The sequence below is a fragment of the Commensalibacter nepenthis genome (assembly GCF_029953305.1).
Lineage (GTDB): Bacteria > Pseudomonadota > Alphaproteobacteria > Acetobacterales > Acetobacteraceae > Commensalibacter > Commensalibacter nepenthis.
Map to the genome: position 1 here is coordinate 44,009 of NZ_JASBAN010000001.1, position 25,707 is coordinate 69,715.

Here is a 25,707-nt window from a genome sequence, read left to right on the forward strand (position 1 = left end):
TCCTGCCTTTTGCTAAAACTCAAATAAAGCCAATAAGGGTCAATGAGTATGGAGAGAACATAAAGTTAATGAGTTATACGGAGTTAAATATTATCTTCATTGAAAAAAACTTCGTACGTACGAAATTATATGAACTATAAAAAAGGTGAGTATATTGATTACCCTACAAGTGACCCTATAAAAATAGATAAAACGCTACAATTTCTGCGTGGATAATTAACGCTCTATATCTGGCTCTTGTTTTGGTTTATCAAGTGTTTTAACCGTTTTACTTTGTTGTTTTGTAGGTTGCGCTTTATTTAGCGATTGCGTAGGGTCTATGCGCTCTAAGGGTTTATCCAATTTAACCAAGTTATTTTTAATGAGGTTAGATAATGGACTAAAATCTTTATTCAAACAAGCAATACTTGCTTCTCTCATATCTTTTGAACTTACTTTATCAAACTCAATTTTATAACCATTAACTTTAGCTAAATCATTGATAAACATGCGCTGAGTACGCCCGTTTCCCTCTCTAAAAGGATGTATTGCATTTATTAAGCCCATATATAAGCTCGCACTCTTTGCAAACTTATCAGGACTAGAACCTTGCAGATAATTTTGTTTTTTAATTTCGTTTGAAAGAATATCAAATGCGACTTCAATTTTCTGATTAGGATAAAATAGAGTATCTTCTTTTTGAATATCAACCGTTCTTATCTCACCAGCCCAAGGATAAACATCTTGAAAAAGTGTTTTGTGGAGTTCCTTTGCATAGTTAAGATCAAAATTACTATGTATCACGGTGCGTTCATTTAATTTTTGTGCGCGGATGTCAGTCCATCCTAATTCAAACGCTTCTAATTGCTTCTGCGTAGTAGCTTGAATATTATTTTTTAACAGACCTGTTTTTTTATCAATATATGGATCGTCCATGTTCCATTACTTTAGAAAAATTTAAAACATAATACTAAGTATTTCTCAATGGATTTCCATTATAATGAGGAATTATTTTCTTAAGTCTTGCTTCCATTCTATCTATACGTTCTTCTTCGGTTATTTCTCCTTTGGCATAAGCGATACCATCTTCTATTTGTTCTTTACAAGGCTCTAGCCCATCCAAACGCAAATCAGCAATAGACATTTTATGAGCATCTAAACGATGTGCTATTTCTTTTTCTGATAATTTAACTTTAGTCATTTTTATTTCCTTAATGTAACATCTATTAATACTATATATTTTACCATTAATCCATTGATTTATGGTGTTATTTACATAGAAAATGCTATATTTTCGTTCAAATGATAAGATACACAAAAAAGGTCTCTAATCATGCTTTCTCTATTTTGGTAGTAAGGAAAATATCCCCATTCTTCACCTCTTATATAGTCACTATCTCGATAATCGTTATACGTTTCATAGTGTTTAATATAGTCTTTTAATGTGGTAATTGAGACAGTGTAATCATTATTCTCATATAGCTCTAAAAGATACTTATATTGTTCTTCTATGTCATTATCTAACAAACTTGCATCACATATTTCTTTTATAAAATATATTTTTGCTTCGATTTTGCTATTAAATAAACATTCAACGGGTAATCCATATTCATCCTTATGAGTTATATGCAAGCTATATTTATTCTTTAGTCGATCATATAAATCACTCATATTGTAATCTCCATTAACTTATTAAAGCCTTGATTGGCTTGGCGTTTATCAGCAAAAGAGAATAAGGTTAAATCAAGGGTGCGAAGCAACGAAGTTTCCCTTGATTTAATCGGCTCTTTTGCTAAACGTCACAAAAAGCCAATAAGGGCAAAATAGATCGTAAGAGGTTTATGCAATCACATGATATAAGATGACATAATCAAAAAGGATAATAATGACGGCCATTAAATAAATATCTATTTTGGGTATACTCAAAATAGACTATTGAAATTCATCTATTTTAGAATAAATATATAATCTATAATAGACTGTCTATTTTAAGTAGTCTATAATAGATTTTTTAAAGGTATTTTTAAATAATGTTTATTCGAGCATATTTGAGGGCTTCAACAAAAGATCAAAATGCAGATCGTGCAAAAGGCATGCTTAGACAGTTTATAGAAGAGCGAGATCATAAAATCGCTAGCTACTATATTGAAAATGCCAGCGGTACCCAATTAAATCGTATAGAGCTAACAAGACTATTAAATGATAGTCAAGCAAATGATATTTTATTAATCGAACAAATAGATCGCCTAACACGATTAAACGATGATGATTGGACACAACTCAAAAAACAAATAAGTAATCTTAATTTAAAAATTGTAAGTCTTGACATACCTACCTCATGGCAGGCTCTAGATAAAAATATCACTAATAATGATCCAATTGCTAAGGCAATTTTGAATGCTGTAAACAACATGTTTATTGATTTGATGGCTGCTATGTCTCGAAAAGATTGGATAACAAGAAAAGAGCGACAAAGACAAGGAATTGAACGTGGTATAAAAAATGGCAAATATAAGGGTAAACAACCAGATTTAGAGCGTCATCAACAAGTAATTTCTTTAAAAAAACGTGGGTTGACCCTAAAGGAAATATGCCAAACTACAGGATATTGCTATTCAAATGTATGTAAAATACTGGCTCATTATAAGAAAGACCTATTCGTAATAAAAAAATAAGAAACAAAAAAGATTTGATATCAAAGAGAAAAAGAGTTTTCTAATTTTATTGAAAAACACCTCAATAATTGAGAAAGTTGTATTTTAGAAAAAATTAGATTTTAAAAAGTGCGTAACACGATACTATTTATACAATTGGGTCGTTTATTTTTAATACTAAGGGCAAAAACACCCCATTCTACTTTTGCTTGATAATAAACAGGAATATTATCAAGATCTGCTTGGGTCAGTTTATCATCATGAAAAGGGATAATAGGATCAGTGGGCATATGGATATTGAACTTATTTTGTGTTTCATCGGCTTGGACGCATTGATCTTCAGATAAATTTAAAGAAATAAAATTAATAACATCGGGATTTTTATAGGCCGAACGAATATCAATATGATCTATCACGATATTATCTGTGGTACGAACAGAATTTACTTTGTAAAAAACAACAGAACCATGACTAGTCACTTTGACACTATTTTGAAAGATTTGCTGTATTGTCTTCAAATCAGTTGGCATAGGTTTTGGCAAAATATCAATTAGCTGTAACCAAGTATAAGAAAGGTATGGGAGTGTATGCATTTTTTCATCCAGAGTGTATGTATTTAACATTATTAATATTTTATAAATAGTAAATATTATTTTCTTTTTGAAATGGGTGGCAACACAATGCCTGAAGAAGTAGATTTTATTGTTGAGGATTTAGGTAGTGGCCTTGCTGAGAGGGTTGGTCTATGACCTGCTGGAGGGCGTGGTTGTAGTAATTTTGCTTCCTCGGAGGTAAGAGATGATTTTTCTATAGTTTCTTTTGTAGCCTGCTTTTGTCTTTGTATAATATGTTGATCTATTTCATCATCTATTTTATTATATACACCATTATTTTCTTTAAACTCATCCTGTATTATTTTTTGTTGAGATTTTATATTATCTATTTCACAATTTATATTCTCCATTTCTTCTTGATTCTTTTCAATTTGAGCGTTTTTTGTTTGTAATTCAGATGATATAGCTCCTATTTGATTTTTTATATTCTCCATTTCTTCTTGATTCTTTTTAATTTGAGCTTTTATTTTTTCTTGATTTTCTTGATTTTCTTTATTTGCATTAGCCAATTTTGCTCTTAATAAATTATTTTCATTTATTAATGAATAATAGTTTTGTTTGAATGAATCGCTTTGTGATATTAATGTTGTCCTTTGCTCTCTTAAAGCATTATTTTGATTGACAAAGTCCTCAAATTCAGCAAGTTTTTTTCCTCTCTCCTGTTCTTTTTCTTCATATAGATTTTGATAATGTGATTTTTTTCTATAATATCTTCTATAATCATCAGTATAAGTTGTCCCATCTATTTTACTTCCAGATGGTTGTGATTGTGTATATTCTTTACTAAGTTTTTTGGCAAGTTGTCGGCGATCCTTATTACTAACTTCATTATGCTCTTTTGATAATTTTTCTAGCAACTCTGCTATTTTTTTATTTTCTGCTCCACTTACGCCAATATCTATACGGTTTTCAGATGTTGCGCTTAAAATTTCTTGTTTTATTATTGCATTATTGATAACAGCATCCCCTTCACTACCATATTTTTCATATTGATATTTTATAAAATCTTCCTCAGTTTGGCTTAAGAAAACAAATTCTTTTGCATTTGGATTCATACCAGCAATAGCATGCCCCATTTCATGTGCTAGCGTTTGAACAGCGAGTTCTTTTGTAGCCATATGAGATGTACTTAAATGAATAATTTTTTCTGTTGAATTACAATAACACCCCCCCTCTTTAACAATTAGTATTTTCCATCCACTATTTTTTAATTCTTCAATCTGTTTTTTTGCTGTCTCTGATTTATTTATTAAAGCGAATGCATCTGAACCAATAGCCTTTTGTAAGTCCGTAAAAGGATGATCACCAACTTCACCGACATGATTTTCACCACCTTCACCTTTTCCAGCCATATAATCAATTTGTTGTGGAATTTGAGCTGTTGCAGAAGCCGCAGCAATTGATCCCCCTCCACCTTCATCAACAACCTCTTCCATTTGAGAAGCAATAAGTTTTGCCCCGCAAGCGGTTGAGTGTCCATTTAAAGCAACAGGAATGCCATTGACTGTTAATCCATTATATCCTTGTATAATAGGAAATGCCCCTTTGCACAAAGGGCAAACCGTCATATGTCCAACCCCAGCCACAGGAATTCCCTGGATTGTATAATCCGTAAATCCATTAATAACTTTACCACCATGTGTGGTCATATCTCCAAGGCGGATTAATGGTTTTGCCATTTTAAAAACCTGTCAATATTAATGTTACAAATATTTCATTATCATAAAAAAACAATATAAAAAAAGCCATTATTAAGATGTAACTGTAATTATTACACCTTAATATGTTCTACTTAACTATTAAACGACATCATAATTCCCTCTTCATCATTATACTCCAATGAAACAGAGGATATTTTTTTCTTGTCAGCCAGTTGCTGTAATAGGTTTTGGGATAAAATAGGCAGGATTTGTTGATCTAACAGGCTATCGATATTCCTTGCCCCTGTATCTGGTAACAAGCAAGCTTCTACAATCATATCATATAGGCTATCTTGAATAACGCATTCTATTTTATAGTGGGTCATCAAACGTTTAATGACCTCTTTAAATTTAATTTCAACAATTTGTCGCATTGCCATAGCAGATAACGGACGATAAATAATTGTTTGAAAACGAGCCAATAATGCTGCTTGGAAATGATTTTTTAAAATAGGACGGATTAATTCGTGTAATTCAGAGATGGTTGCTTCTGGTTGTTCATCAAGCAGTGTCATCATATGTTCACTGCCTAAATTAGAAGTCATGAGAATAACACAGTTCCTAAAATCAACTTCACGTCCTTCACCATCCCTCATAAAACCACGATCAAAGACTTGATAAAAAAGATTTAGAACATCCTTATGCGCTTTTTCAACTTCATCCAACAAAACAATACTATAAGGATTTTTACGAACTGCTTCTGTTAAAACTCCTCCTTGACCATATCCCACATAACCTGGAGGGGAACCCTTTAATTGTGATACAGTGTGAGCTTCTTGGTATTCTGACAGATTAATTGTAATCAGTGATTTTTCACCTGCAAATAACATATTAGATAATGTCAAAGCAGTCTCTGTCTTACCAACGCCACTGGGACCAACAAGTAAAAATACCCCTAATGGACCTTTATCAGAAGTTAGTCCTGTTTTTGCAGCACGAATTTTTTTGGCTATCTCATTCAAAGCGTGCTCTTGGCCTATTATAGATTTCCCAAGAGTAGCTTCTAGCTCCAACAGATTGGTTTGCTCATCCTTTAAAAGGCTGCTTAGGGGAATGCCAGTCCAATCCGCAATGACTGTAGCAACCATATATTCTGTTACATCAAGAGAAATTAAAGGATTATCATTTTGAACTGTTATAAGTTTTTGTTGAAGATGAATAATTTCTTGTTTATCTGTATTCGTTTCGCTCATTTCTTGCATTAAGCTTTGAATTTTTTGTTCAATTATATTCTGATCTTCAGTAGATTTTTTGTCGCCGTTAATACTTTCCCCTTGTAAAGAAAAAATTTCTTGTTTTTTACTTTCATGAGTTATTTTCTTTTGGCGTAAGTTAATAATCTTTTGAATAGTTTCTTTTTCTTTTTCAAACTGAGAGATCAGATCTTTTAACTGATCTTGTAATAATCTTTTTTGTTGATTTATTTCTCCTAAACGTTCGTGACAAGTCTCAGAAGAAAATTGAAAATCATTCTCAATAGCTTTATATTCCAAATCATAAGCTGCAATTTTAGCTTTGATTTGCACAATAATCTCAGGAAGCGTATCTAAGCTCATACGCACCCTAGCACTGGCTGTATCCAGCAAATCAACGGCCTTGTCTGGAAGTTGCCGACCTGTCAAATAACGTCTTGATAAAGTAACCGCAGCTTTAACAGCTGGGTCTTGAATATGAACATTGTGATATTTCATATAATGTTCTTTTAATCCACGTAGCATTAGACAAGCTTGCTCGTCGTTTGGTTCGTCTACTTTAACAATCTGAAAGCGTCTTTCTAAAGCAGCATCTTTTTCAAAATATTGCTTATATTCTGACCATGTTGTTGCAGCAATTGTTCTCAGCTCACCCCTTGCCAAAGCAGGTTTTAATAAATTAGCAGCATCAGAGCCACCAGCTTGGTTTCCTGCACCAATAATTGTGTGCGCTTCATCAATAAATAATAGAACAGGGTTAGATGAACGCTGAACAGCTTCAATAATATTTTTTAATCGTTGTTCAAATTCACCTTTAACACCAGCGCCTGCTTGTAATAATCCAATATCAAGTGTTCGTAAACTTACATTTTTTAAAGCTGTTGGAACATTTCCTTCTGCAATTCGTAGAGCCAAACCTTCAACAAGAGCTGTTTTACCAACACCGGGCTCTCCTACCAAAATAGGATTATTTTTACGTCTACGCGTTAAAATATCAACCATTTGGCGAATTTCATTATCTCTGCCAAAAATAGGATCTATTTTTCCCTCTTTGGCATTTCTTGTGACATCGGTTGTAAATTTATCTAAAATTTGTTGGTAAGCATCATCTTCAGAGGTTTTTGTTTTACTCGTTGTTTTTTTTGTTTTCTCTAATGTCTCTGTAGGAGAAGAAACAGAATTCAGTGCAGCTTTATTTTGTATCTCATCACGTTCATCAGAATGCTCATCCAACAAGGGGCGTAAACGTTGTAATTGTATCGCCCTTAAGCTTAATAAAGGCCATGTTCCAGAAGCTCTTAACCATTCAGGTTGATTCATTAAGGCCTGCAAAATATGGCAAGAACGAATACTCTCGGTATTTTCTTCTAATGAAGCAATAAGCCACGATGCCTGTAATAATGATATAAATTCTTTGGATAATTGAGGACGTGTTTGGATTGAATGTGATAAACCATCAAGATAAGAAAGAAGATTTCTCCATAACTCTTCTAAATCCCATTCATAACGCCTAGCAATAACCGTAATATCGCCTTCACCTTCTTCTAATAATTTTAATAACCAATGCTCTATTGTAATTTCTGCATGAGCTCTTGTTTGACAAAGAGATGCCGCTGCCTCTAGGGCTTTGGCACAATATGGATTTAAACGGCGTAATAAAGAAGCTGTAGAGTTGTCCATTTAATAATCTCTCATCATTATAAAATGTTATTAAAAATTCATAAGTTTTTTGAGGGTATAAAAGTGCTGTTATATTAAAAAAATAATATAACAGCACTTTAATCATTCATAATTTAAATTATGTAATGATTATTAAGATTGTGGACGCTCATCCCAATCATCAGAGTGAATAATATTTCCGTCTTTAAACGTCCAAGTAATTTTTTTATAACGGAGTTCGATTTCTTCCAAATGGTTATGTTTTTCTTTGGAAGGATCTTTAATATCATACATTAATGGAGATACACGAACCAATTTTACCGTCTCTAATTTAGTGTTGAAATATTCAACTTCTTGACCTGCATCATTAATACGATACCATTTAAACTCAGCTGATTTTAAAGTTTGACCTGTAGTAACAGCTTTGTATAAATATGGCGTAGAAGAATCAACTTCTTTTCTAAAAATAACAGGTTTATGAGTACGAGTGCCTGTTAATTTACCTGTATTATTATCGGTTGGAATATATACATTGTGATCAAAAGCAACAACTTCAATACTGCCCTCACGTTTTTGAACGTTAACTGATCCTTTAATATCAGCTCCACCATCATCTTTTAGCCATAAATATAAAGGTATAGCCATTTTATTACTCCTTAATTCACTATATAGTTATTTGTCACCTTGATTAAGTGACGCTTTTTGATCGCTTGATCCTCTAGATATTACTCGACATGCAGACGATTTATCTGGGATCAAGCGAACTTCAACTCTGCGATTAGCTGCTCGCCCCGCATCAGTTGAATTATCGGCAATAGGCTGTTTGGAACCTTCACCTTGAACGGCAAAGCAAGTAGATGGAATATCACTATTTTGTACCATCCAATTTTGAACAGCCTCTGCTCTTTCTCTTGATAACTGTTGGTTTAATTCTTCATTACCTGTGGAATCTGTATGTCCAGTAATAAGAATTAACCATCCTGGTTTCGCTTTTATTTGTAATAATGCTTTAATTAATATTTTTGTTGATCCAGGTTTTAAAACTGATTTTCCAACATCAAATAGTGCCATACTATCAAAATTAATAAGTCCTTCTGGTTTAGGAGACACTGATGATGGAACAAATTTAGGAGGGTTATAACTGTTAATAGCCTTCAACAAGGGAGGCATAATTGCCTCACCCATATATAAACCCATATCTAAATATAAAGGAGTACCATCCCGATAATACTGATCTAAAAGTGCTGCATCTTTTTGTAATTGAATAAAAGCATCTTTTTTATCCCCCTCTTTAGCATCAGGTATTTGATAAAAACGATTAATATCGTGACTAATAGATCTTAATAAATGTTTATTATTAATGTATGCCCCTAAAAAAGAGCTTCCTAAGAAAATACAAGCCAATCCTATAGCATACGTAATAGCCTTGGTAATAGGATGATAGCCTGATTGATGGGGCAATAAACGAATCATAAAATTTGGCAACAAAATCGTATTCTCTTTATCGACAGATCGATCAACTCTAGGAAGGCTAATTGTTTCTTTTACCCATTGTTCCCATAAATTATTATCTTTAACCTCTACAGAGGTAAAAATCATTCCTATTGAAGTAGGTGGAACATACATATAGTCTGGTTCGTTATTAATATATTCTTGAACAACATTGTGGTTGAACCATTGTAGCCAAGCATTAATATGTAAGATTTGAAATAGTCTTTTTCTTTTTTCTGAATCTTGGCCATTTAAAATCCAATCTTTATAATGAACTGGTGTTTGACCGTTTGTCCAAACAGTTAATTTTTTATCAAGAGCAACCATTTCAAACCAAGGACTTTGAACACCATCTAAACATGTTACAACTAAAGAGCTAATATTGGATTTAGTAAGTTTTTTAACACGACTTATTTGATAAAAATATTCATGTAATTGCCCCATAAGAGCAGCCTTGTCACTTTGCTGCTCAGCAAGAGTAATCATTAATGTGCTAATTTGATTATGCCAACTTGGCCGTTCTATTAAAAGAGCTTCTACGACATCATCAATTTCATTAAGATTGTTTACAAAAATATAAAATCCATGGTCTGTTTGTCGAGTACGATCGCTAATATCAAATAGGCTTTGTTCACTATTTTTATAAGCTAGTATAATGGGTTGACGATAGGCTGGAGATGGCAGTTTATCAATGATATCATTCAGTTTGTTACTACTTTGTAAGTTGCGCGAAATTTTTCCTAACTTAATCCAAGATATAATCGCAACAACTAAACAAAAAATTAATAACGCAGCCAACAGCACTTTATTATTGATAACAAAAATAAAGCAAAAAATACTTATCAACAAACAAGCTAGAAGCCATAATATACGTTTTAAGGTGGTACTCACCTTTAAGCTCCTAATTCTTAATAACAGGCAGCCATTGATGTAGCAGCTGCTCTAAGTGAGAGTTTAATCCTATCCATAGGAATGTTACGATAATAATTGAAACAATAATCCATAAATAAAAAGATCGTAAATATTTGAAAACAGGAGATTTATAACGGGTGTTGATTAGTATCGGCTGTGCCTGAGAATCAAAAACACCCACTTTATTCGTTAATGTTTTTGTTAAATTTGTTAAATCCTGTTTTGGTAAATGTTTATAACGGCCTTGGTAACCCAAAGCTAAAACTCGTTGAAAACAGGTTAAAACTATTAAATTAGGTGCGGGCTGGTTCAATACAGCTTTAATACGTTCAAAAAGGATTTCTCCTGCATTCATTGTATTAAAAAATTTTACCTGTAGTGGCGTTTGAACCCAAGCATTATAACCACTATCCATTTCTGTTCTGTCTAAAACAGCTTCGTCTAACAACGCACATTGCGCATAGGTAATATGCTCAATATTTTCTTCACTTTGCTTTTGTTCTTGCAGCTTTTTTTTAACAGTATCCACCATCGCGATAGCTTTTTCATACAACTTATCGCCATCTTCAATTTTTATACCATTTTTTAAAGAAGCAACCAATAACCACGTATCTAGCATTAAACTATCAAGAGCAATATCATTTTTCATGATCGTAACACCGCAAATAACTCAAGTTTTACATCAGGAATAGTGCCAGGAACATAAAAAATACAAAGCCCAGCATCTAACATTGCCCGAGCAGCACTATTATCTAAATCAATTGAAAAATATTGATTTTCTAAACGCAAAGGAATAGCAGCAGGAACATGCCTTAACGCAGTAATCGGCACACCATTTACTGCAACATTCACAATATTATTAACATCATCTGGAGCACCAACTTTACAAACCAAAGGAAATTGTGTTTGTAAAATGCTAGGTGCAAGAGATGATCTAACAGAAAGGTAAAAATCAACATTTTCTCTTAAACGAGGATCATGAAGATTTCCCTTCCAGAAATTATTATTTGTTTTTTCAAGGTCAATAACAATAACTCTTGAAGGCAAGCTTGCCTCTAGTAAATCGCTAATTAAACGCATTAAAGGTGGAAAAACCTCATGTAATTTATCATGCTGATATCGAGGAATAGAGTTAATATCATGTTCAAGAGAAAACGTCAGAAGTGATCCCGCAAGCCTAGTTAACTCACGATAAATAATCTCTGGATGAATGTTTGGAAAAGACCCAAAGAAACTTAAAATAGGCTCATAGCTATTTAAGGCATTTAATAACCAAAATAAAGAAACATCCGCAACGGCAAAATCTGCCATACGCTGATTATTTTCCCTACGCATTCCCATTAAACGTGCCCTTTTAGCACGCAATTGAATTGTTAAGATTTCCAGTTGTTCTATTAGTGTAGGCTGTGCTGAAAAAGATAATAACGGAGGAATAAATCGCTCATCAAGTATCCAAGACTGACCATCACGAACCAAGCGCGCTACAGGATAAGTAAGATACTCATCATTTGTATCGATATTAAACCTAAAGGTTAATGAGTATCGTTCAACAGCTACAGACTCTTGCTCGCTTCCAAAAATATCTTGAACAGATACCCATTCTTGTTGATAGCGCACAGGACGTTGAATGACTTCATCTTCTTTACTATAATTACCACCATTAGCATGCTCAAGTGGAAGTGCTAGTAAAACATCAACTTGTTGCAAATCAATCGGTAATACTTTATCCAAATCGCAAGCAGGAGGAAGACTATCCGCACGATCTGTATCGATAAAGCACCCATCCTGCATTCGCGCGCGCAGATGTTGAACCTTTAAACGATTTACTCGCAAAGCGTCTTTATCAAATTCTATTTGATGAACACCCCAAGGATGAACACAACCAATATGCGCAATGCAATTATTGGTTAATGCTTCCCATCGAGCTTGTTGTTGGAATTGTTGAGGAGACAAAAAAGCCCCCTCAACCCATAACGGTCTTGAAATTTTCATAAAAGATTAAACGTTTATTGTTTTGCTTTTGGCATTTGAGATACTAAAGAAAGATTAATATTCATGCCTTCCACTTGGAAATGAGGAACAGCATATAACTTAACCTTAAAGAACCCTGGATTATCTTCTATATCCTCTACAATCACTTTGGCTTCACGCAAAGGATGAGATGCTTGTAGATCATCCGTAGGATCAGTCATCTCAGTAACCAAGGTATTTATCCATCTGTTCAACTCTAACTCTAACAAACGTCTGTCTTTGGTCATCCCAATATTTTCACGTTGTAATATTTTTAAATAATGGGCAATACGGGAGAGCAAGAATATATAAGGGAGACGAGAGTTAATGCGACTATTTGCTGTTGCTTCTTTTGTATCATATAAAGCTGGCTTTTGAGTTGAATTCGCTGAGAAGAAACAAGCATAGTCACGGTTCTTATAATAAGAAAGCGGAATAAATCCAAGATTGGCAAATTCAAACTCTCTTGTTTCAGGAATCATAACTTCTGAAGGGATTTTAACCTGACTTCCTGTACCAAGATCATATAGATGAATAGGAAGATCTGTTACAGCACCACCAGCTTGTGGACCACGAATTTGTACGCACCAACCATTTCTTACAAAACTTTTCATCATATTTGCTGCAAAAGCATAAGAAGCATTTGTCCACAAATAACGATTATGATCCGGTCCCTTTACCTCTTCAACATAGTTAAAACTACGAACAGGAACTGTATCTGGACCATAAGGTAGGCGTGCTAGTACTCTTGGCATCGTTAAGCCAATATAACGAGAATCATCCGTATTTCTAAAAGCTTTCCATTTAATATATTCAGCACGATCAAAATAATTGCCAATATCTTTAATGGCAGCAACTTCTTCCATTGTTTCTTTGCCAAAAAAAGCTGGTCCTGTAGAAGCAATAAAAGGCATATGAGAGGCTGCGGCCACTTTAGAGATATTTTTTAATAAAGCAATACTTTGTGGAGAACGATCGAATTCATAGTTTGCAATAGTTGCTGCAATGGGTTCTCCACCTGGGGTATCATATTCTTGGATATAAGTATGATAATAAAATCCACTTTGAATAATTTCTGGAGCATCTTCAAAATCTCTACGCAGATCTTCCATAGAAACATCTAGTAGCTCAAGTTTAACATTTTGACGAAAATCTGTTTGATCAACCAAAGATTTTAAACCGCGCCATGTCGATTCAACTTTTTGAAATTCTTCATGATGCATAATTGCATCAAGTTGTTTACTTAATTGTTGATCAATAGCACTAATATGATGATCAAGAAGTGTTTTGTCCAAACGATCCACTTTCTCAGAAGATTGTTTTAACAATTTCATAAATACACTAACTGCTGCTGTTACACGTTCATCAGCACTAACGTCAGCAAGAACATCAGTGTTTTCAAAAGCATCAATTTCTTTTAGATGATCAACAGGTTTTAAATTAATTTTTTCAAATAATGTTTCATAAACACTACTAGCAGTAATTCCATCCTCTACTTTTGTTACAGAGGTGCCTTGAGTTTTTTTTGAAGCAATTTCTGACATAATTCTTTATTTCCACTTATGAGATTAAATTTTTTCGGGAGCTAGCTCTGATAATTCAGCTCTAAGTTTGTCACTTAAAGATTCATCTTTAAGAATATTTTCCAACTCACGGCGGAACTTTGCATTATCAAGCAAATTAGACTTCAAGTCACGAAGTAGGTTACGCATAGAAAGAAGAGCTCTTAATTGGGGAACTTGACGTGCTATTTGCTCAGGCTCAAAATCCTTCAAAGATTTAAAATCTAAACGAATATTTTCTTCACTGTTATCACCAGCAAGCGTATTTTCAACGGTCATATTCACTTTTGGATTAAAATCCGCAAGAACATTATCGAAATTATTTTTATTAATAGAAACTTTTTCTCTTTCTGATAAGGGTCTGTGTTCTTGACCATTACTATAATCTGCCATTGAGATTAATTTTAACGGCAATTCTACTAACTTTTGCGCTCCCCCCGTATGTAAATCTAATTTAATGTTAATACGTGCTGGAGGCACTTCTTTTTGAAAACTATCTGACATATAAACCCCTCACATTCGACGATATCAAAAATAACAAACATAAAATTAATTATTTTTATATCATAAAGTAATAATATTGATATAAGAATTATACTTACACCAATAAAATGATTCTTTCAAAACAAAAATATCTTAAATTTGAGTAATCTAATGGATAAAAATAACAAAAAATCTTTTAATTATAAATGGTTATTAGTTTTACCTATTGTATTATGTATTCTTTTTTTATGTTTTTATTATTCCTTTTCAGAAGTTGAAATTCAAAAACAGTTTTTTTCTTTATTTATTATTAAAATATATAATGTTTTATTATTAATATTAATAAGTATTTTAATTTTAATTAATTTTTATTTTTTTATAAAATATAGAAAAAAAAATATTCTATTAAGACCAAAACAAAATTCAAAAAATAATAAATCAAACGAATATATAAAAAGTATTTATATACATATTCAAAAATACTTAAAAGATAAATATGGATTATTATGGAAATACAAAACAAAAATTATTATTATTTTTGGAGAAAAAGAAAGTATTTATAATTTATCCTCTGACTTTATCCAAAATTTATGGAAAGAAGATAAAAAAGTAATTTTTTTATGGTTAGATAATGAAAGTGAAACATTTCCACACGAAGATGTGATTGAATTCTGTAAGTTACGAGGGCGACCTATTGATGGAATTATTTTTATAACATCAAATCATTATTTATCTAACACCATCTCTGTGCAAAAAATTTCTGTTGATATTCATCAACTCTATCAAGAATTGAAGGTTAAAATTCCTTTTTATATGTGGATGGTTAATAAGGAAAACAATGATAACGAAAAGGTTTTTTCTCAACCCATTTATTGTGCATTATCAGATCATAATTCTATAAATATCTTACAGGAATCATTATCTTCTTTTATCCCTCCTCTGATTTCTGCTGGGATAACACCTTTAACTGAGAATCATAAAAACACTTATTTACTTCAGCTGGCATCTAACTTGCTAAATGGCGGAAAAGAGCAATTAGCAAATAATTTAAAACCATTTATTGGTGGGAAAACACCTATCTATTTAATGGGTTTAATGTTTTCTCAAAAATTAAATATAAAATCTACTTATAAAAAAAATTGGTTTCAACACTCTAATTGGGAAGCCGTTGCAAATAATTTAAACTACATCTATCCCAAACGTATTAGCATGTCTCATGCTGAAAAATTCCAACTTGGATGTATAGGATTAATCTTAATATGGGGAGTAGGAAGTGTTGTTTCTTATTTTGTAAATAAGAATTCAATCGTTCACAATTCACAATTGGCTTATCAAGCAATTAACGAGCGCTTACCAACTGCACAAGGTTTATTAATACAAAAACAATTACAACAAGAAATAACTCATAAACAATTGCTTATTAAACAAGGATCTCCTTGGTATAGTCGTTTTGGATTAAATAAAAATACACAACAATTAACGGCATTATGGCCTTATTATAAACAGGCCAATCTGAGGTTAATGCAAAACCAAATTATTACTTTACTCAATAAAAAACTTACTTTTTTTACTGAAAATAGTAAAAACTCTGCAAATAACTTACAAACAAAAGAAGCATATGCTCTATTAAAAGCCTATTTGATGATGGCAAAATCAGAAAAGATGGATGCAGGATTTTTTGAAGAAGTTATTTTTCGACATTGGCAAGAACGTTCTAATGTAACTCAAGGAATCTGGGAGAATACAGCTCCTTCTTTATTAATTTTTTATGCGCAAAACCTTCCTAATCATCCTGATTGGAAAATTAACCCTAATATGATGTTGGTTGAAAATACTAGAAAAATACTGTTACATCAAATTGGAAATCATAAAGTCGAAGAAATCCTATATAATGATATCATAGGAACAGCATCACCTCATTTTGCAAAAGTAGAATTAAAAAATATTGTTAACAATACAGATGTAAATCAAGTTTTTTTTACAAAAGAAACTATTCCAGGTGTGTATACACGCAAAGCATGGGAAAATGAAATTAAAACAGCTATTGATCAAGCTATTGAAGCACCAAGACAAAATGTTGATTGGGTTTTAAGTGATAATCCAGAAACGACCAATGATCCCAATGACAATAAAGCACTTAAACAATTATTAACTGATCATTATTTTAATGATTTTCAGAAAAAATGGGCTATATTTCTAAACAGCATACAATGGCGTCAAAGCCAATCCATCGAAGATACAATAAAGCAATTAACTTTATTATCTGATGTAAAACGCTCTCCTCTTATCGCATTAATTAATACAATTAACTATGAAGGCAAAACAGGAAAACAAACAGAAGATATTCCTGGATCTCTAGTCCGTTCAACACGTAAATTGTTTTGGAATGATAAAGATGATGCTATCAACCAAAAAGAAACGGTTTCTTATCCTATGGACGATACTTTTGGATCTCTATTTGCAATTATAGAGGGAAAAGCAGGAGGAGATGGCACAACAAATATTAATATTCAATCATTTTTAACCAAGGTAACATTACTTCGATTAAAATTGCAACAAATTGCTAAAATTAATAACCCAAGAGCCGTTAATAACATGGTTTTTCAAGAAAAAGATGAACAATTAGCAGAAAGCAGTCAATATAGCCAGTTAATGGCTGCTTTTATAGGGGATTCGTTGGGAGGATTAGGAAATACTCTATTTGTAAAACCCATAGAGCAAATTAAACAATCCGTAACCCAGCCAGCTTCTCAAAATATGAATAATGCTTGGCAAAAAAATATTGCAGATGAATGGAATAAAGCCTTTTCCAAAAAATATCCTTTTGATCCTCAATCTAAAAATGATGTTTCTTTTGATTTGTTAGGACAATATCTGCGCCCAAATACAGGGCGTTTAGATCAATTCATTCAATCTCAACTTGGGCATCTGATGCATAAAGAAGGAAATATATGGGTCGTTGATCCTATGGCATCTGATGGTTTGGTTTTTAATCCTCAGTTTTTACAAGCTATTAATCAACTAAATGAACTATCAGAAGCTTTGTTTATTAGCCCAGATATGCGTTTTCATTTTGAAATTCAAGCTGTTCCATCCCCAAAAATTATTCGAAGTGAGTTTTCAATTGATAACCAAAAAGTTATTTATTTTAATCAAGCAGATGAATGGCAATTAGTAGATTGGCCCGGAGATGATGAGGTTCGTGGTGCTTCTCTTGCGGTTATGGATTATTCATCAAAATTAAAAAATTTAGCAGAATATGATGATAAATTAGGAATTATCCGCTTACTTGATAAAGCAAAAATTAAACAGCTTGATAGTAATATCTTTCAATTAACGTGGAAAATACCTCGTTCTAAACAAACCATAACATATCTATTAAGAAATGATAATGGAAAAGGAATATTAACATTTCTAGACCTAAAGAGCTTCCAATTTCCACAACAAATTTTTGAAGAGCAGTAATAATGATGCTTAAAAAACTAATTACAGGTTGCTTTCAACAAGAAGATGCCATCTCTCAAGCTCGCAAAGCATCTATAAAGTGGCAAGATTGGATATTACCAATTCCTGGTGTCAGTAAAGTAGGAAACGATCCAACATATGAAGATGACTTTCAATATATGCGTGATGAAATCAGCAAAATAACGGATACCAATACTCAAAATATTTTAATTTACGCAGAAGAACTCTTAAAAAATCATTGTAAAGATGTTCGTGTCATCACTTATTATATTTGGGCGCGTTTACATCAAGACGGTGAAAGTGGTTTTGCTGATGGATTATTATTATTAGCAACATTAGTGCATGAATATGGTGAAGAGCTACTCCCAACTAGGACAATCACGCGTAAACTAGCCTTTGAATGGCTTTGTGGTGTAAAAATACAAAATAGCCTATCTCTTTATCCAGAGGTTGAAAAAAATAATTTTAAAAATATTATTGCTGCATTAGCATGGTTACAGTCACAATTTGAAAGTTGGTCAGAAGAAAATCGTCCAAACCTCAATGGGTTAATTACTATTTTAGAAAATAGATTAGAAAGCTCTGGTGGAATTAATACAATTATTCCTCAAAATAGCACGGCTTCTTCTATATCTTCACCACAAGAAAAAAATAATTCTGAACAAAAATTTTCTGTTATTACCATTAAATCTGGTAGAGAGCTTTTAGAACAATCTCGCTTATTATCCTCTTACTTACACGAACAACCACAAGGATGGCTTTCCTCTGCCAGATTAATGCGTTGTATTCGATGGGATACAGTACATCAACTGCCATCACATGATGGTGGAAAAAAAACCAGACTTACTCCACCTCGAAGCGAGTTAAAAAATGCTTTAAAACGTTTATATATACAACAAAAATGGATAGAACTTCTAGAGCAAGCTGAAAACATGTTTATGGAAGGCGTTAACCATTTTTGGCTTGATATACAATGGTATGTTTATCAAGCTTTAAATAAATCTGACAATGAATATACAGAATGGGCAAAAATTATCAAAAACGATCTACAGATGCTATTAGATCGCTTACCTGGATTGCATGACCTAACATATGATGATGGTACTCCTTTTGCAGACGAGGTTACTCACCCTTGGATTGAGCAAAATGTTCTTTTAACTGAAACCAATTTCTTTGCCGATAAAACAAACTCATCTTTTCATGATCAAAATAGTATTTTAGATATGGAAAGTGAAGCGCTGACCATGATTGATAAAGAAGGGGAAGAGGCAACCTTAACATGGTTAATGCAATTGCCTGGTATTGATTCAACCAAAAGTCGTTGGCTACAAAGGCTTTTAATGGCACGTATCACTGAACAATGTGGAAAAATAGATATGGCTGTTCATTTACTAAAAGAGCTAGAAAAAGATGCAGAACCCTTTCAATTACAATTATGGGAGCCTGAATTAATGTTTGAAGTTAAAGCACGCCTCTTAAAGTTATTACGTATGAAAGCACAACGTAACGAAAGCGATAAAATTCGTTTATTAGAAAAAATGGAACAGCTGCTATCTGATCTAGTATCAATAGATCCTTCTCGAGCCTTTATATTATTTAATTAAAAAAAATAGGAAAAAATAATGGCTCATGACGATTTAATATTACGCTACTATGAAGCAGAAATGATGTATTTACGCGAGGCTGGAAAAGAGTTTGCGCAAGCTCATCCAGATCGTGCTGCACTACTAAATTTAGATAAAGTTAGCGACAGAGATCCGTATGTAGAACGTTTGTTTGAAGGTTTTTCCTTTTTAATGGGAAAAATGCGCCAAAAGCTAGATGATGATTTACCCGAATTAACTGAAGGTTTGGTCAGTTTATTATGGCCACACTATTTACGTACTATTCCCTCTTTGGCAGTAGTTGAATTAACCCCAAACTATCATAAACTAAAAGAACCAGAAATTTTATCTAAAGAGTTTGAAATTATTTCACAACCTATTGGTTCTAAAAAAACAAAGTGTCGTTATAGATCTACTAGAGATGTAGAGCTGCTACCTTTAAAATTAAGTAATGCTCAATTATTACATGAACCAGATGGTCGTTCAATCATTAGAATTCGATTTAATTGTGGTGATTTGGCTGAATGGGGCGATATTCATATTCACTCTTTACCAATTTATCTTAATGCTGATTCCCCGATTAGCTCTGCCTTGCATCTTTATCTAACACGATATGTTCAACATAGTTTTATCCGTTATTCAAATGCTTTTAATTCAGATCGACGACCAATAGATTTATGCTTTTCTCCTATGGGTTTTGATCCAGAAGATCGATTATGGCCTAAAGGAGAGACCGCTTTTAGTGGGTATCAACTTTTATTAGAATATTTCTCTTTTAGAGAAAAGTTTATGTTCTTAAATCTAAAGGGATTAGAAAAAATTCACTTTCCAGAGGCAATAGAGTGGTTTGAGCTAGACATTGTTTTAAACAAATTATGGCCACAAGATTTGCTATTTTCTGAAGAAAATTTTGTTTTATATTGCACACCTGTTATTAATTTATTTGAAATTGAAGCTGACCCCTTACGAATTTCAGGTTTACAACACGAATATTTACTGCGCCCATTAAGAATTCAAGATGGTCATACTGAAATATATTCTGTAGATCATGTAAAATCATCAAAACGTGCCGAACAACATGATTTTGTTCCCTTTAGCAGTTTTCAACATCGTGGAGGTATGTTACGTCATACAGCCCCAGAACGTTACTATCATACACGAGTACGCCGTGGAGCCTCTGGTCTATATGATACTTGGTTAATTCTTGGCGGGGATGCTTTTGAAAAAAACTTTGACTTTGAAGAAGAAATTTTATCTCTAAGGATTACTGCAACCAATGGGCAACTCCCACGTAGCTCTTTACGTAACAGCATATTAAATCAACCGCTTCACTCAACACAATTAGAGGTTAAAGTTCGCAATTTAAGTGCCCCTACAATGCCATGCTACCCACCATCAACAGATCGCTTTCATTGGCGTGTTCTTAGCCATTTAAGCTCTAACTTTTTAAGTATGCTGGATAATGCTGAAATCTTAAGGGGAACCTTGGCTTTATATGACTGGACAGATGATGAAATGAACCGTCGTCGTTTAGAGGCAATTATTCATGTAGAGCATTCTTTAATTCAACGTTTTGAAAAAGGCTTCTTATTAAGAGGCGTTGATATTGAAGTAACAATCAATAGCAACGGATTTTCTGGAGAGGGGGATATTTGCCTATTTGGCGAGATGTTAAATCAATTCTTTGCTTTATATACAGATATTCATTTGTTTAACCAGCTAACAATTACATTAAAACCTACTGGAAAGAGTTTTAGATGGAAAGAAAACCACAGTCAGAAAATTTCTGGTTAGTTAAAAAAATTGAAGATAAAATTATATCTATTAATTTCTATCGTTTTTGTCAGCTGATAGAAAAAACAGATATACATTATCCTGCGCTTGGAACAACCTCTTTGCTTAAAAACGACCTTATTCGTTTTAGGTCAGTTGAAGATATGGGGTTTCCCGTTAGTGAATTTAAAGAGGTTCAATGGTCTAAAACAAACCCTTCACTCCCTCCAACGATTAGAACGACTTTTCTAGGTCTTTATGGTATTGATTCTCCATTACCAACAATATTCTTAGATGATATTGCTCAAAAAAGAGAAGGATATGAAAGTGTCACTTCCTTTTTAGATATTTTTCATCACCGTATGATCACGCAATATTACCGTATATGGCGTAAATATTCTTACCCAGCTTCTTTTCAATCAGGTGGCACGGATGAAACCTCACAATGTTTACTCGGATTAATTGGTCTAGGCATCCCAGGAACACAAAAACATATAGCAACCCCAATATCCCGTTTTTTGGCATTACTGAGTGTAATGCGCTTACCAACACGTAATGCTGAGGGGCTAAGCGCTTTAGTGTCTGTTCTTACAAAAAATACCAAAGCTACTGTCAAACCTCATTCTGTTCAACATATTCCATTACTTAACCCCATCAAATTAAGCTCTAAAACACCTGTTCATTTAAACATACGCCATACTTTGGGAAAAACTGGAAGAGATGTGAATAGTCAAATTGCCTTAAATTTATATACAGAAGACTTTGAAGAAGCAAAATCTTGGCTGCCAGGAGGTGTTTTATTTATAGATTTTTTAATCTTATTGAGAGTTTATTTAGGATGGAGATATACTGCAAAAATACAATTAACTGTTCCTAAACGCGTCCTGCCTGATGCTAAACTAAACAAATCTCAGATTCAATTGGGACGAACAGGAATATTAGGATTAACCAAAGAAAAGAAAAAACATTCTAAAGAAATTATTACTGTCAAAATAGGAGGATATAAAGGCTTAAAGCCTCTTTCTAAGGTAACACAAGCTGAAAAGGTCTCTTATGTATATTAATAAACAAAAATTATTAGGTCTAGGGGTATGTTTGTTAATACTTTCTGGATGTTCCTCATCTAAAAAAGATGTACAACAGGCCTCTGTCAATGAACCTAAAAAAGCACGTCATATTAAAGAATTATATTTGCAGTTTAATACTGATAAAGAGTTAAATTTAAATCAAGACAAACAGCCATTATCTGTAATGGTAAGAATTTATCAATTTAAAGACAACCAAGCTTTTCTTCAAAGCAATTATAAGGAGTTATTGAAGGAAAAAAATAATGATATTAAACAAAACACTCTTAATCAATACGATATTATTCTTAAGCCAAACGAGAAAATATTATTACATCGCCCCTTAGAAAAAGATAGCATTTATATTGCTATAGTTGCCTTTTTTAGAAACCCAGACTTAGAAAAAAATAATTGGAAAATTATTATTCGAAGAGATTACCTCTTTAAAAAGAAACCAAGGATAATCGAGATTAGTTCAAATAAATTATCTTTAGAACCAACAAAAAAAGAGTTGAAAGCACAAGGAAAAAAATGAATCCTTCATTATATGAGATGTTAACTTTTAATTTTACTGGTGAGCTTGATCTTGATCAAGTCAACGATAAAGATCAAGTTATTTTATCTGTTATGAATAACATTGAAAGAATTCTAAATTGTCGTGCAGGAAGCCTTGCTCATTTACCAGATTATGGAATTCCAGACATGCATTCTATTCTACAAAATTTACCTGGGTCTGCATATAATTTGATGAATATTATTCAAAGAGTTTTATTAAAGTACGAACCTAGATTGAAGTCTGTAAACGTGGATCTAACTGCTGAAGATAAAACAGGATGTTTATATTACACAATAGAAGCACATTTGCATAAAGTAGGATTAGTTCGATTTGGTACAGAATTTGCTCCTGAAGGGCGTATTCTGATTAATTATTTGCGTCAACGTCAACAAATCGATTGAAGGACAGCAACATGACATCAATATTATCAGATAAACTTGGAAAAATTGGAAAAACACCAATTGCACTGAAAGAGTTTATGTCTTTAAAAGAGGAAGTGGGAAAACTAAACCACCCCGCTCGACCAGATATTGACTGGAAAAAAGTAGAGGAGCTTTGTAAAACTATATTACGTAAAAATGGAGCTGACTTACAAACTCTTTCCTACTATACTATTGCATTGACAAAATTATATGAATTAAAAGGATTAACCGAAGGTATAGATCTGATTGATACACTTATCGGCAAATATTGGTTTAATTTTTGGCCAGAGCAAACACATATTAGAGTTGAAATTATTGCTTGGTTAGTAAAATCTATTCAACAGTTTTTAAGATCCTATCAGTTTTCATATACTGACCTAACATCTCTTTATCATCTAGAAAATTTATTTAATCATTTATGTCAAAATTTCCAAGACTTGGAAATTAAACATTTAACAGGCATGACAGATTTATATCTATTAACATCTAAAACGGCAAAGCAACTTGAACGTCTTGAGCAAGAAAATGCGCTATCTAATACTGTTTCATTTGATCATATTAACAAAATAAAAAAAAACAGAGATCTTAAAAATAGCAATGATATACCCAACCTAACAAAACAAGAAAAAAACATCAATCCAGAGGTTAAAAAAACAACTTTAGATGGTGAACCTCTATCCTCCACCACGCCCTTTATTCAATCGGAGAAAAAACATCCAAAAATTATTTTTTGGAAAGGTTTTATAACTGGAGCCTGTGCTATTATGTTCGTTGGCATTGTTTCAGGAGGAGCTTTGTTTTACAAACAACACATAAACTTGCAAAATGTTCCTATAGTTCACAGTCACTATTTCCCTGAAAATTTAACAGATAGCCAAATTAATATATTAACCAAACTTGCAGAGAATAAAATTTCAAAAGAAACAACTGATAATATTTTAACCAATGGTCAAGAAACCCTTAATCAAATTGAAATACAACCTCTTTGGGGAGTCTATTATGGTGACTATCTGATTAAGTTATACCAATCCTTATTTCCTCAAAATGCACAAGTTATAAAACTACAAAAACAGTGGCAAAACAAACAGAAAGAACTAGCAGACCAATATATACAAACCAATACATATCAAGTAATCCAAAATCAATTACAAAACCTGCTAGATCGATTAAATGGACTTGATGAAAGGAAAGGTCGATATATTACTGTATCAGAATTAAAATCTATTGTTTTTTCAATTCAAAAACCTTTGCTTCAATCCCCACCTTTAGATGAATTGTTAAGGCAAATGAAAGAGCAAAAAAAGCAACAAAAAGATACCACAACTTTACAACAACAAATAGATATGCGCTTCATACAACTTCTTAATTATTATTATATGCTTCAACAGTCCAAATAATTTAACCTTTTATTTAGAGATTTCCCTATGAGCTGGCCTATTCCAACTTTGACAAAAAAAGAACTTCCCTCTCCTCCTAATTTATGGTTTTGGGGTATATTTTTTATATCCCTACAAATTGTTGCAATTATTATTGGAATATTCATTCTTAACTATGAAAACCCAAAACAAATTGTTGGATTATGCCTAATTCCGACTATTTTAGGATGGATTATTTTATATGTATTTTGGGTATTAAAATATGTAGGCTCTTCTTTATTGGTAAAATATTGGAATAAAGAAACAGATAAAACTGATTCTTTATGGAAAAAATGGGGGAAAAATAAAATTACTATACTAGGCAATGCTGTATTAACGCCTGAAGAAAATGGAGTAAATGAGCTACTAGGAGATAATCCTCCTGTTTTTCCACAAAAAGCACGCCCTTTACATCTACACCATCTTCCTATTGAGGAGCTTTTCGAAAACATTCATCAACAATTAGAAAAACAATATCCTAACTATACAAGTGATATACAAGAAATATTTTTATTACTGCCTGAATCCTCTTCTTCTAAAGAAACAGAGTATCAAAGCACTATAAAACAACAATGGGATAATAGAAATGTTCATATTTTACATCATATAGAAGAATTATTTCCAATATTTAACAATAAAATAGAAATAAAGAAAATAATATTACTTTTGTCATTACAATTATGGGACAATAATCAAGAAATTTATAGTGAATTTATAACAGCTCAACTATTATCCTCAGAGCTATTTGAAAAAAAGCAAGATATTAAACCTATATATGGTTATATCAGTCGGAATATGCTGCTCCCTTTATATAATATTGAAAATGACTTTCAGAAATTTATGACTTATGGGTGTGACGATAGTAATCAAATAAAATCAATTTGGACAAATAATATAGAGGACAGTTTCTTACCAAATATTGTTTTAGAATTAGAAAAACATAAAATCTCAGCGTTAACACATAATATCAACTATTCGTTTGGCCAATCCAGCCCCATATCGTTAATGCTTGCTATGACAACAGCACTGAAAGCTATAAAAACACAACAAGCAGAACAGTTGGTGTTTAATAAAATACAAAATAATATAGTATTATTTAGAATATCATCATAATCGATATTTTATCTGTAAACTCATTAAACAATATAAAT

21 protein-coding genes are annotated in these 25,707 nt (G+C 32.5%); 9 read left to right on the forward strand and 12 right to left on the reverse strand.

Annotated elements, in window-relative coordinates; all coding sequences use genetic code 11:
- Window positions 1-216: 216 nt before the first annotated feature.
- The 3 genes from QJV33_RS00250 to QJV33_RS00260 all read right to left on the reverse strand — a co-directional run bounded on the left by QJV33_RS00250 (window position 217) and on the right by QJV33_RS00260 (window position 1,650).
- Window positions 217-915, reverse strand: a complete 699-nt coding sequence (locus tag QJV33_RS00250) for a Fic/DOC family protein (RefSeq protein ID WP_281461425.1) — start codon at window positions 913-915, stop codon at window positions 217-219.
- 34 nt (window positions 916-949) lie between these two features.
- The gene (locus QJV33_RS00255) at window positions 950-1,180 is read right to left on the reverse strand and encodes an antitoxin VbhA family protein (RefSeq protein WP_281461426.1); all 231 of its coding nucleotides are present in this window, start codon (window positions 1,178-1,180) and stop codon (window positions 950-952) included.
- Between the two features lie 71 nt (window positions 1,181-1,251).
- Complete coding sequence (locus QJV33_RS00260) at window positions 1,252-1,650, reverse strand: hypothetical protein (RefSeq protein ID WP_281461427.1); 399 nt, start codon at window positions 1,648-1,650, stop codon at window positions 1,252-1,254.
- Window positions 1,651-2,009: 359 nt separating this feature from the next.
- Here QJV33_RS00260 and QJV33_RS00265 point away from each other — a divergent pair, with 359 nt between their 5' ends.
- Window positions 2,010-2,654: a recombinase family protein gene (locus QJV33_RS00265; protein ID WP_281461428.1), complete on the forward strand. Its 645-nt coding sequence runs from the start codon at window positions 2,010-2,012 to the stop codon at window positions 2,652-2,654.
- A gap of 101 nt (window positions 2,655-2,755) precedes the next feature.
- On the opposite strand, the gene QJV33_RS00270 is transcribed toward QJV33_RS00265, so the two are convergent.
- The 9 genes from QJV33_RS00270 to tssB form a co-directional block, all read right to left on the reverse strand.
- On the reverse strand, window positions 2,756-3,226 hold the full coding sequence (locus QJV33_RS00270) for a hypothetical protein (RefSeq protein ID WP_281461429.1): 471 nt from the start codon (window positions 3,224-3,226) through the stop codon (window positions 2,756-2,758).
- A gap of 56 nt (window positions 3,227-3,282) precedes the next feature.
- Window positions 3,283-4,926 (reverse strand): PAAR domain-containing protein, encoded by a 1,644-nt coding sequence (locus QJV33_RS00275; protein WP_281461430.1) that lies wholly within the window; start codon window positions 4,924-4,926, stop codon window positions 3,283-3,285.
- A gap of 113 nt (window positions 4,927-5,039) precedes the next feature.
- On the reverse strand, window positions 5,040-7,820 hold the full coding sequence (gene tssH / locus QJV33_RS00280; protein ID WP_281461431.1) for a type VI secretion system ATPase TssH: 2,781 nt from the start codon (window positions 7,818-7,820) through the stop codon (window positions 5,040-5,042).
- A gap of 132 nt (window positions 7,821-7,952) precedes the next feature.
- Window positions 7,953-8,444 (reverse strand): Hcp family type VI secretion system effector, encoded by a 492-nt coding sequence (locus QJV33_RS00285; RefSeq protein ID WP_281461432.1) that lies wholly within the window; start codon window positions 8,442-8,444, stop codon window positions 7,953-7,955.
- Between the two features lie 27 nt (window positions 8,445-8,471).
- Entirely contained in the window at window positions 8,472-10,181 is a 1,710-nt protein-coding gene (locus tag QJV33_RS00290) for an OmpA family protein (RefSeq protein WP_281461433.1), read from the reverse strand.
- A gap of 10 nt (window positions 10,182-10,191) precedes the next feature.
- Window positions 10,192-10,851, reverse strand: a complete 660-nt coding sequence (tssL, locus tag QJV33_RS00295; RefSeq protein WP_281461434.1) for a type VI secretion system protein TssL, short form — start codon at window positions 10,849-10,851, stop codon at window positions 10,192-10,194.
- Window positions 10,848-12,194, reverse strand: coding sequence for a type VI secretion system baseplate subunit TssK (gene tssK / locus QJV33_RS00300; RefSeq protein ID WP_281461435.1), 1,347 nt, complete (start codon window positions 12,192-12,194; stop codon window positions 10,848-10,850). The genes tssL and tssK overlap by 4 nt, the downstream gene beginning before the upstream one ends.
- 14 nt (window positions 12,195-12,208) lie before the next feature.
- Window positions 12,209-13,756 (reverse strand): type VI secretion system contractile sheath large subunit, encoded by a 1,548-nt coding sequence (gene tssC / locus QJV33_RS00305; RefSeq protein WP_281461436.1) that lies wholly within the window; start codon window positions 13,754-13,756, stop codon window positions 12,209-12,211.
- A 24-nt stretch (window positions 13,757-13,780) separates the two neighbouring features.
- The gene (gene tssB, locus QJV33_RS00310) at window positions 13,781-14,278 is read right to left on the reverse strand and encodes a type VI secretion system contractile sheath small subunit (RefSeq protein ID WP_281461437.1); all 498 of its coding nucleotides are present in this window, start codon (window positions 14,276-14,278) and stop codon (window positions 13,781-13,783) included.
- A gap of 150 nt (window positions 14,279-14,428) precedes the next feature.
- On the opposite strand from tssB, the gene QJV33_RS00315 reads away from it, so the two are divergent.
- Genes QJV33_RS00315 through QJV33_RS00350 form a run of 8 tightly spaced genes read left to right on the forward strand, consistent with a single transcriptional unit; the run spans window position 14,429 to window position 25,669 of the window.
- Window positions 14,429-17,722 carry an ImcF-related family protein gene (locus tag QJV33_RS00315; RefSeq protein ID WP_281461438.1) on the forward strand — a complete coding sequence of 1,098 codons (3,294 nt, stop codon included), beginning with the start codon at window positions 14,429-14,431 and terminating at the stop codon, window positions 17,720-17,722.
- 2 nt (window positions 17,723-17,724) lie between these two features.
- Window positions 17,725-19,326 carry a type VI secretion system protein TssA gene (gene tssA, locus QJV33_RS00320; RefSeq protein WP_281461439.1) on the forward strand — a complete coding sequence of 534 codons (1,602 nt, stop codon included), beginning with the start codon at window positions 17,725-17,727 and terminating at the stop codon, window positions 19,324-19,326.
- Window positions 19,327-19,344: 18 nt separating this feature from the next.
- On the forward strand, window positions 19,345-21,120 hold the full coding sequence (tssF, locus tag QJV33_RS00325; RefSeq protein ID WP_281461440.1) for a type VI secretion system baseplate subunit TssF: 1,776 nt from the start codon (window positions 19,345-19,347) through the stop codon (window positions 21,118-21,120).
- Entirely contained in the window at window positions 21,084-22,163 is a 1,080-nt protein-coding gene (tssG, locus tag QJV33_RS00330; protein ID WP_281461441.1) for a type VI secretion system baseplate subunit TssG, read from the forward strand. Before tssF ends, tssG begins: the two co-directional genes overlap by 37 nt.
- The gene (gene tssJ, locus QJV33_RS00335) at window positions 22,153-22,698 is read left to right on the forward strand and encodes a type VI secretion system lipoprotein TssJ (protein ID WP_281461442.1); all 546 of its coding nucleotides are present in this window, start codon (window positions 22,153-22,155) and stop codon (window positions 22,696-22,698) included. The genes tssG and tssJ overlap by 11 nt, the downstream gene beginning before the upstream one ends.
- Window positions 22,695-23,120 carry a type VI secretion system baseplate subunit TssE gene (tssE, locus tag QJV33_RS00340; RefSeq protein ID WP_281461443.1) on the forward strand — a complete coding sequence of 142 codons (426 nt, stop codon included), beginning with the start codon at window positions 22,695-22,697 and terminating at the stop codon, window positions 23,118-23,120. Before tssJ ends, tssE begins: the two co-directional genes overlap by 4 nt.
- An 11-nt stretch (window positions 23,121-23,131) precedes the next feature.
- Complete coding sequence (locus QJV33_RS00345; protein ID WP_281461444.1) at window positions 23,132-24,538, forward strand: VasL domain-containing protein; 1,407 nt, start codon at window positions 23,132-23,134, stop codon at window positions 24,536-24,538.
- Window positions 24,539-24,586: 48 nt separating this feature from the next.
- Window positions 24,587-25,669, forward strand: coding sequence for a hypothetical protein (locus QJV33_RS00350; protein WP_281461445.1), 1,083 nt, complete (start codon window positions 24,587-24,589; stop codon window positions 25,667-25,669).
- Window positions 25,670-25,707 lie beyond the last annotated feature (38 nt).

What these genes read in the sequence shown, in the direction of transcription:
- tssK (WP_281461435.1), bottom strand. Translation starts at nt 12,194, where the DNA reads ATGAAAATTTCAAGACCGTTATGGGTTGAGGGGGCTTTTTTGTCTCCT.
- tssC (WP_281461436.1), bottom strand. Translation starts at nt 13,756, where the DNA reads ATGTCAGAAATTGCTTCAAAAAAAACTCAAGGCACCTCTGTAACAAAA.
- tssG (WP_281461441.1), top strand. Translation starts at nt 21,084, where the DNA reads ATGGAAAGAAAACCACAGTCAGAAAATTTCTGGTTAGTTAAAAAAATT.
- QJV33_RS00250 (WP_281461425.1), bottom strand. Translation starts at nt 915, where the DNA reads ATGGACGATCCATATATTGATAAAAAAACAGGTCTGTTAAAAAATAAT.
- tssJ (WP_281461442.1), top strand. Translation starts at nt 22,153, where the DNA reads ATGTATATTAATAAACAAAAATTATTAGGTCTAGGGGTATGTTTGTTA.
- QJV33_RS00265 (WP_281461428.1), top strand. Translation starts at nt 2,010, where the DNA reads ATGTTTATTCGAGCATATTTGAGGGCTTCAACAAAAGATCAAAATGCA.
- tssE (WP_281461443.1), top strand. Translation starts at nt 22,695, where the DNA reads ATGAATCCTTCATTATATGAGATGTTAACTTTTAATTTTACTGGTGAG.
- QJV33_RS00260 (WP_281461427.1), bottom strand. Translation starts at nt 1,650, where the DNA reads ATGAGTGATTTATATGATCGACTAAAGAATAAATATAGCTTGCATATA.
- tssF (WP_281461440.1), top strand. Translation starts at nt 19,345, where the DNA reads ATGGCTCATGACGATTTAATATTACGCTACTATGAAGCAGAAATGATG.
- QJV33_RS00345 (WP_281461444.1), top strand. Translation starts at nt 23,132, where the DNA reads ATGACATCAATATTATCAGATAAACTTGGAAAAATTGGAAAAACACCA.
- QJV33_RS00275 (WP_281461430.1), bottom strand. Translation starts at nt 4,926, where the DNA reads ATGGCAAAACCATTAATCCGCCTTGGAGATATGACCACACATGGTGGT.
- tssA (WP_281461439.1), top strand. Translation starts at nt 17,725, where the DNA reads ATGATGCTTAAAAAACTAATTACAGGTTGCTTTCAACAAGAAGATGCC.
- QJV33_RS00315 (WP_281461438.1), top strand. Translation starts at nt 14,429, where the DNA reads ATGGATAAAAATAACAAAAAATCTTTTAATTATAAATGGTTATTAGTT.
- QJV33_RS00255 (WP_281461426.1), bottom strand. Translation starts at nt 1,180, where the DNA reads ATGACTAAAGTTAAATTATCAGAAAAAGAAATAGCACATCGTTTAGAT.
- tssB (WP_281461437.1), bottom strand. Translation starts at nt 14,278, where the DNA reads ATGTCAGATAGTTTTCAAAAAGAAGTGCCTCCAGCACGTATTAACATT.
- QJV33_RS00270 (WP_281461429.1), bottom strand. Translation starts at nt 3,226, where the DNA reads ATGCATACACTCCCATACCTTTCTTATACTTGGTTACAGCTAATTGAT.
- tssH (WP_281461431.1), bottom strand. Translation starts at nt 7,820, where the DNA reads ATGGACAACTCTACAGCTTCTTTATTACGCCGTTTAAATCCATATTGT.
- QJV33_RS00285 (WP_281461432.1), bottom strand. Translation starts at nt 8,444, where the DNA reads ATGGCTATACCTTTATATTTATGGCTAAAAGATGATGGTGGAGCTGAT.
- tssL (WP_281461434.1), bottom strand. Translation starts at nt 10,851, where the DNA reads ATGAAAAATGATATTGCTCTTGATAGTTTAATGCTAGATACGTGGTTA.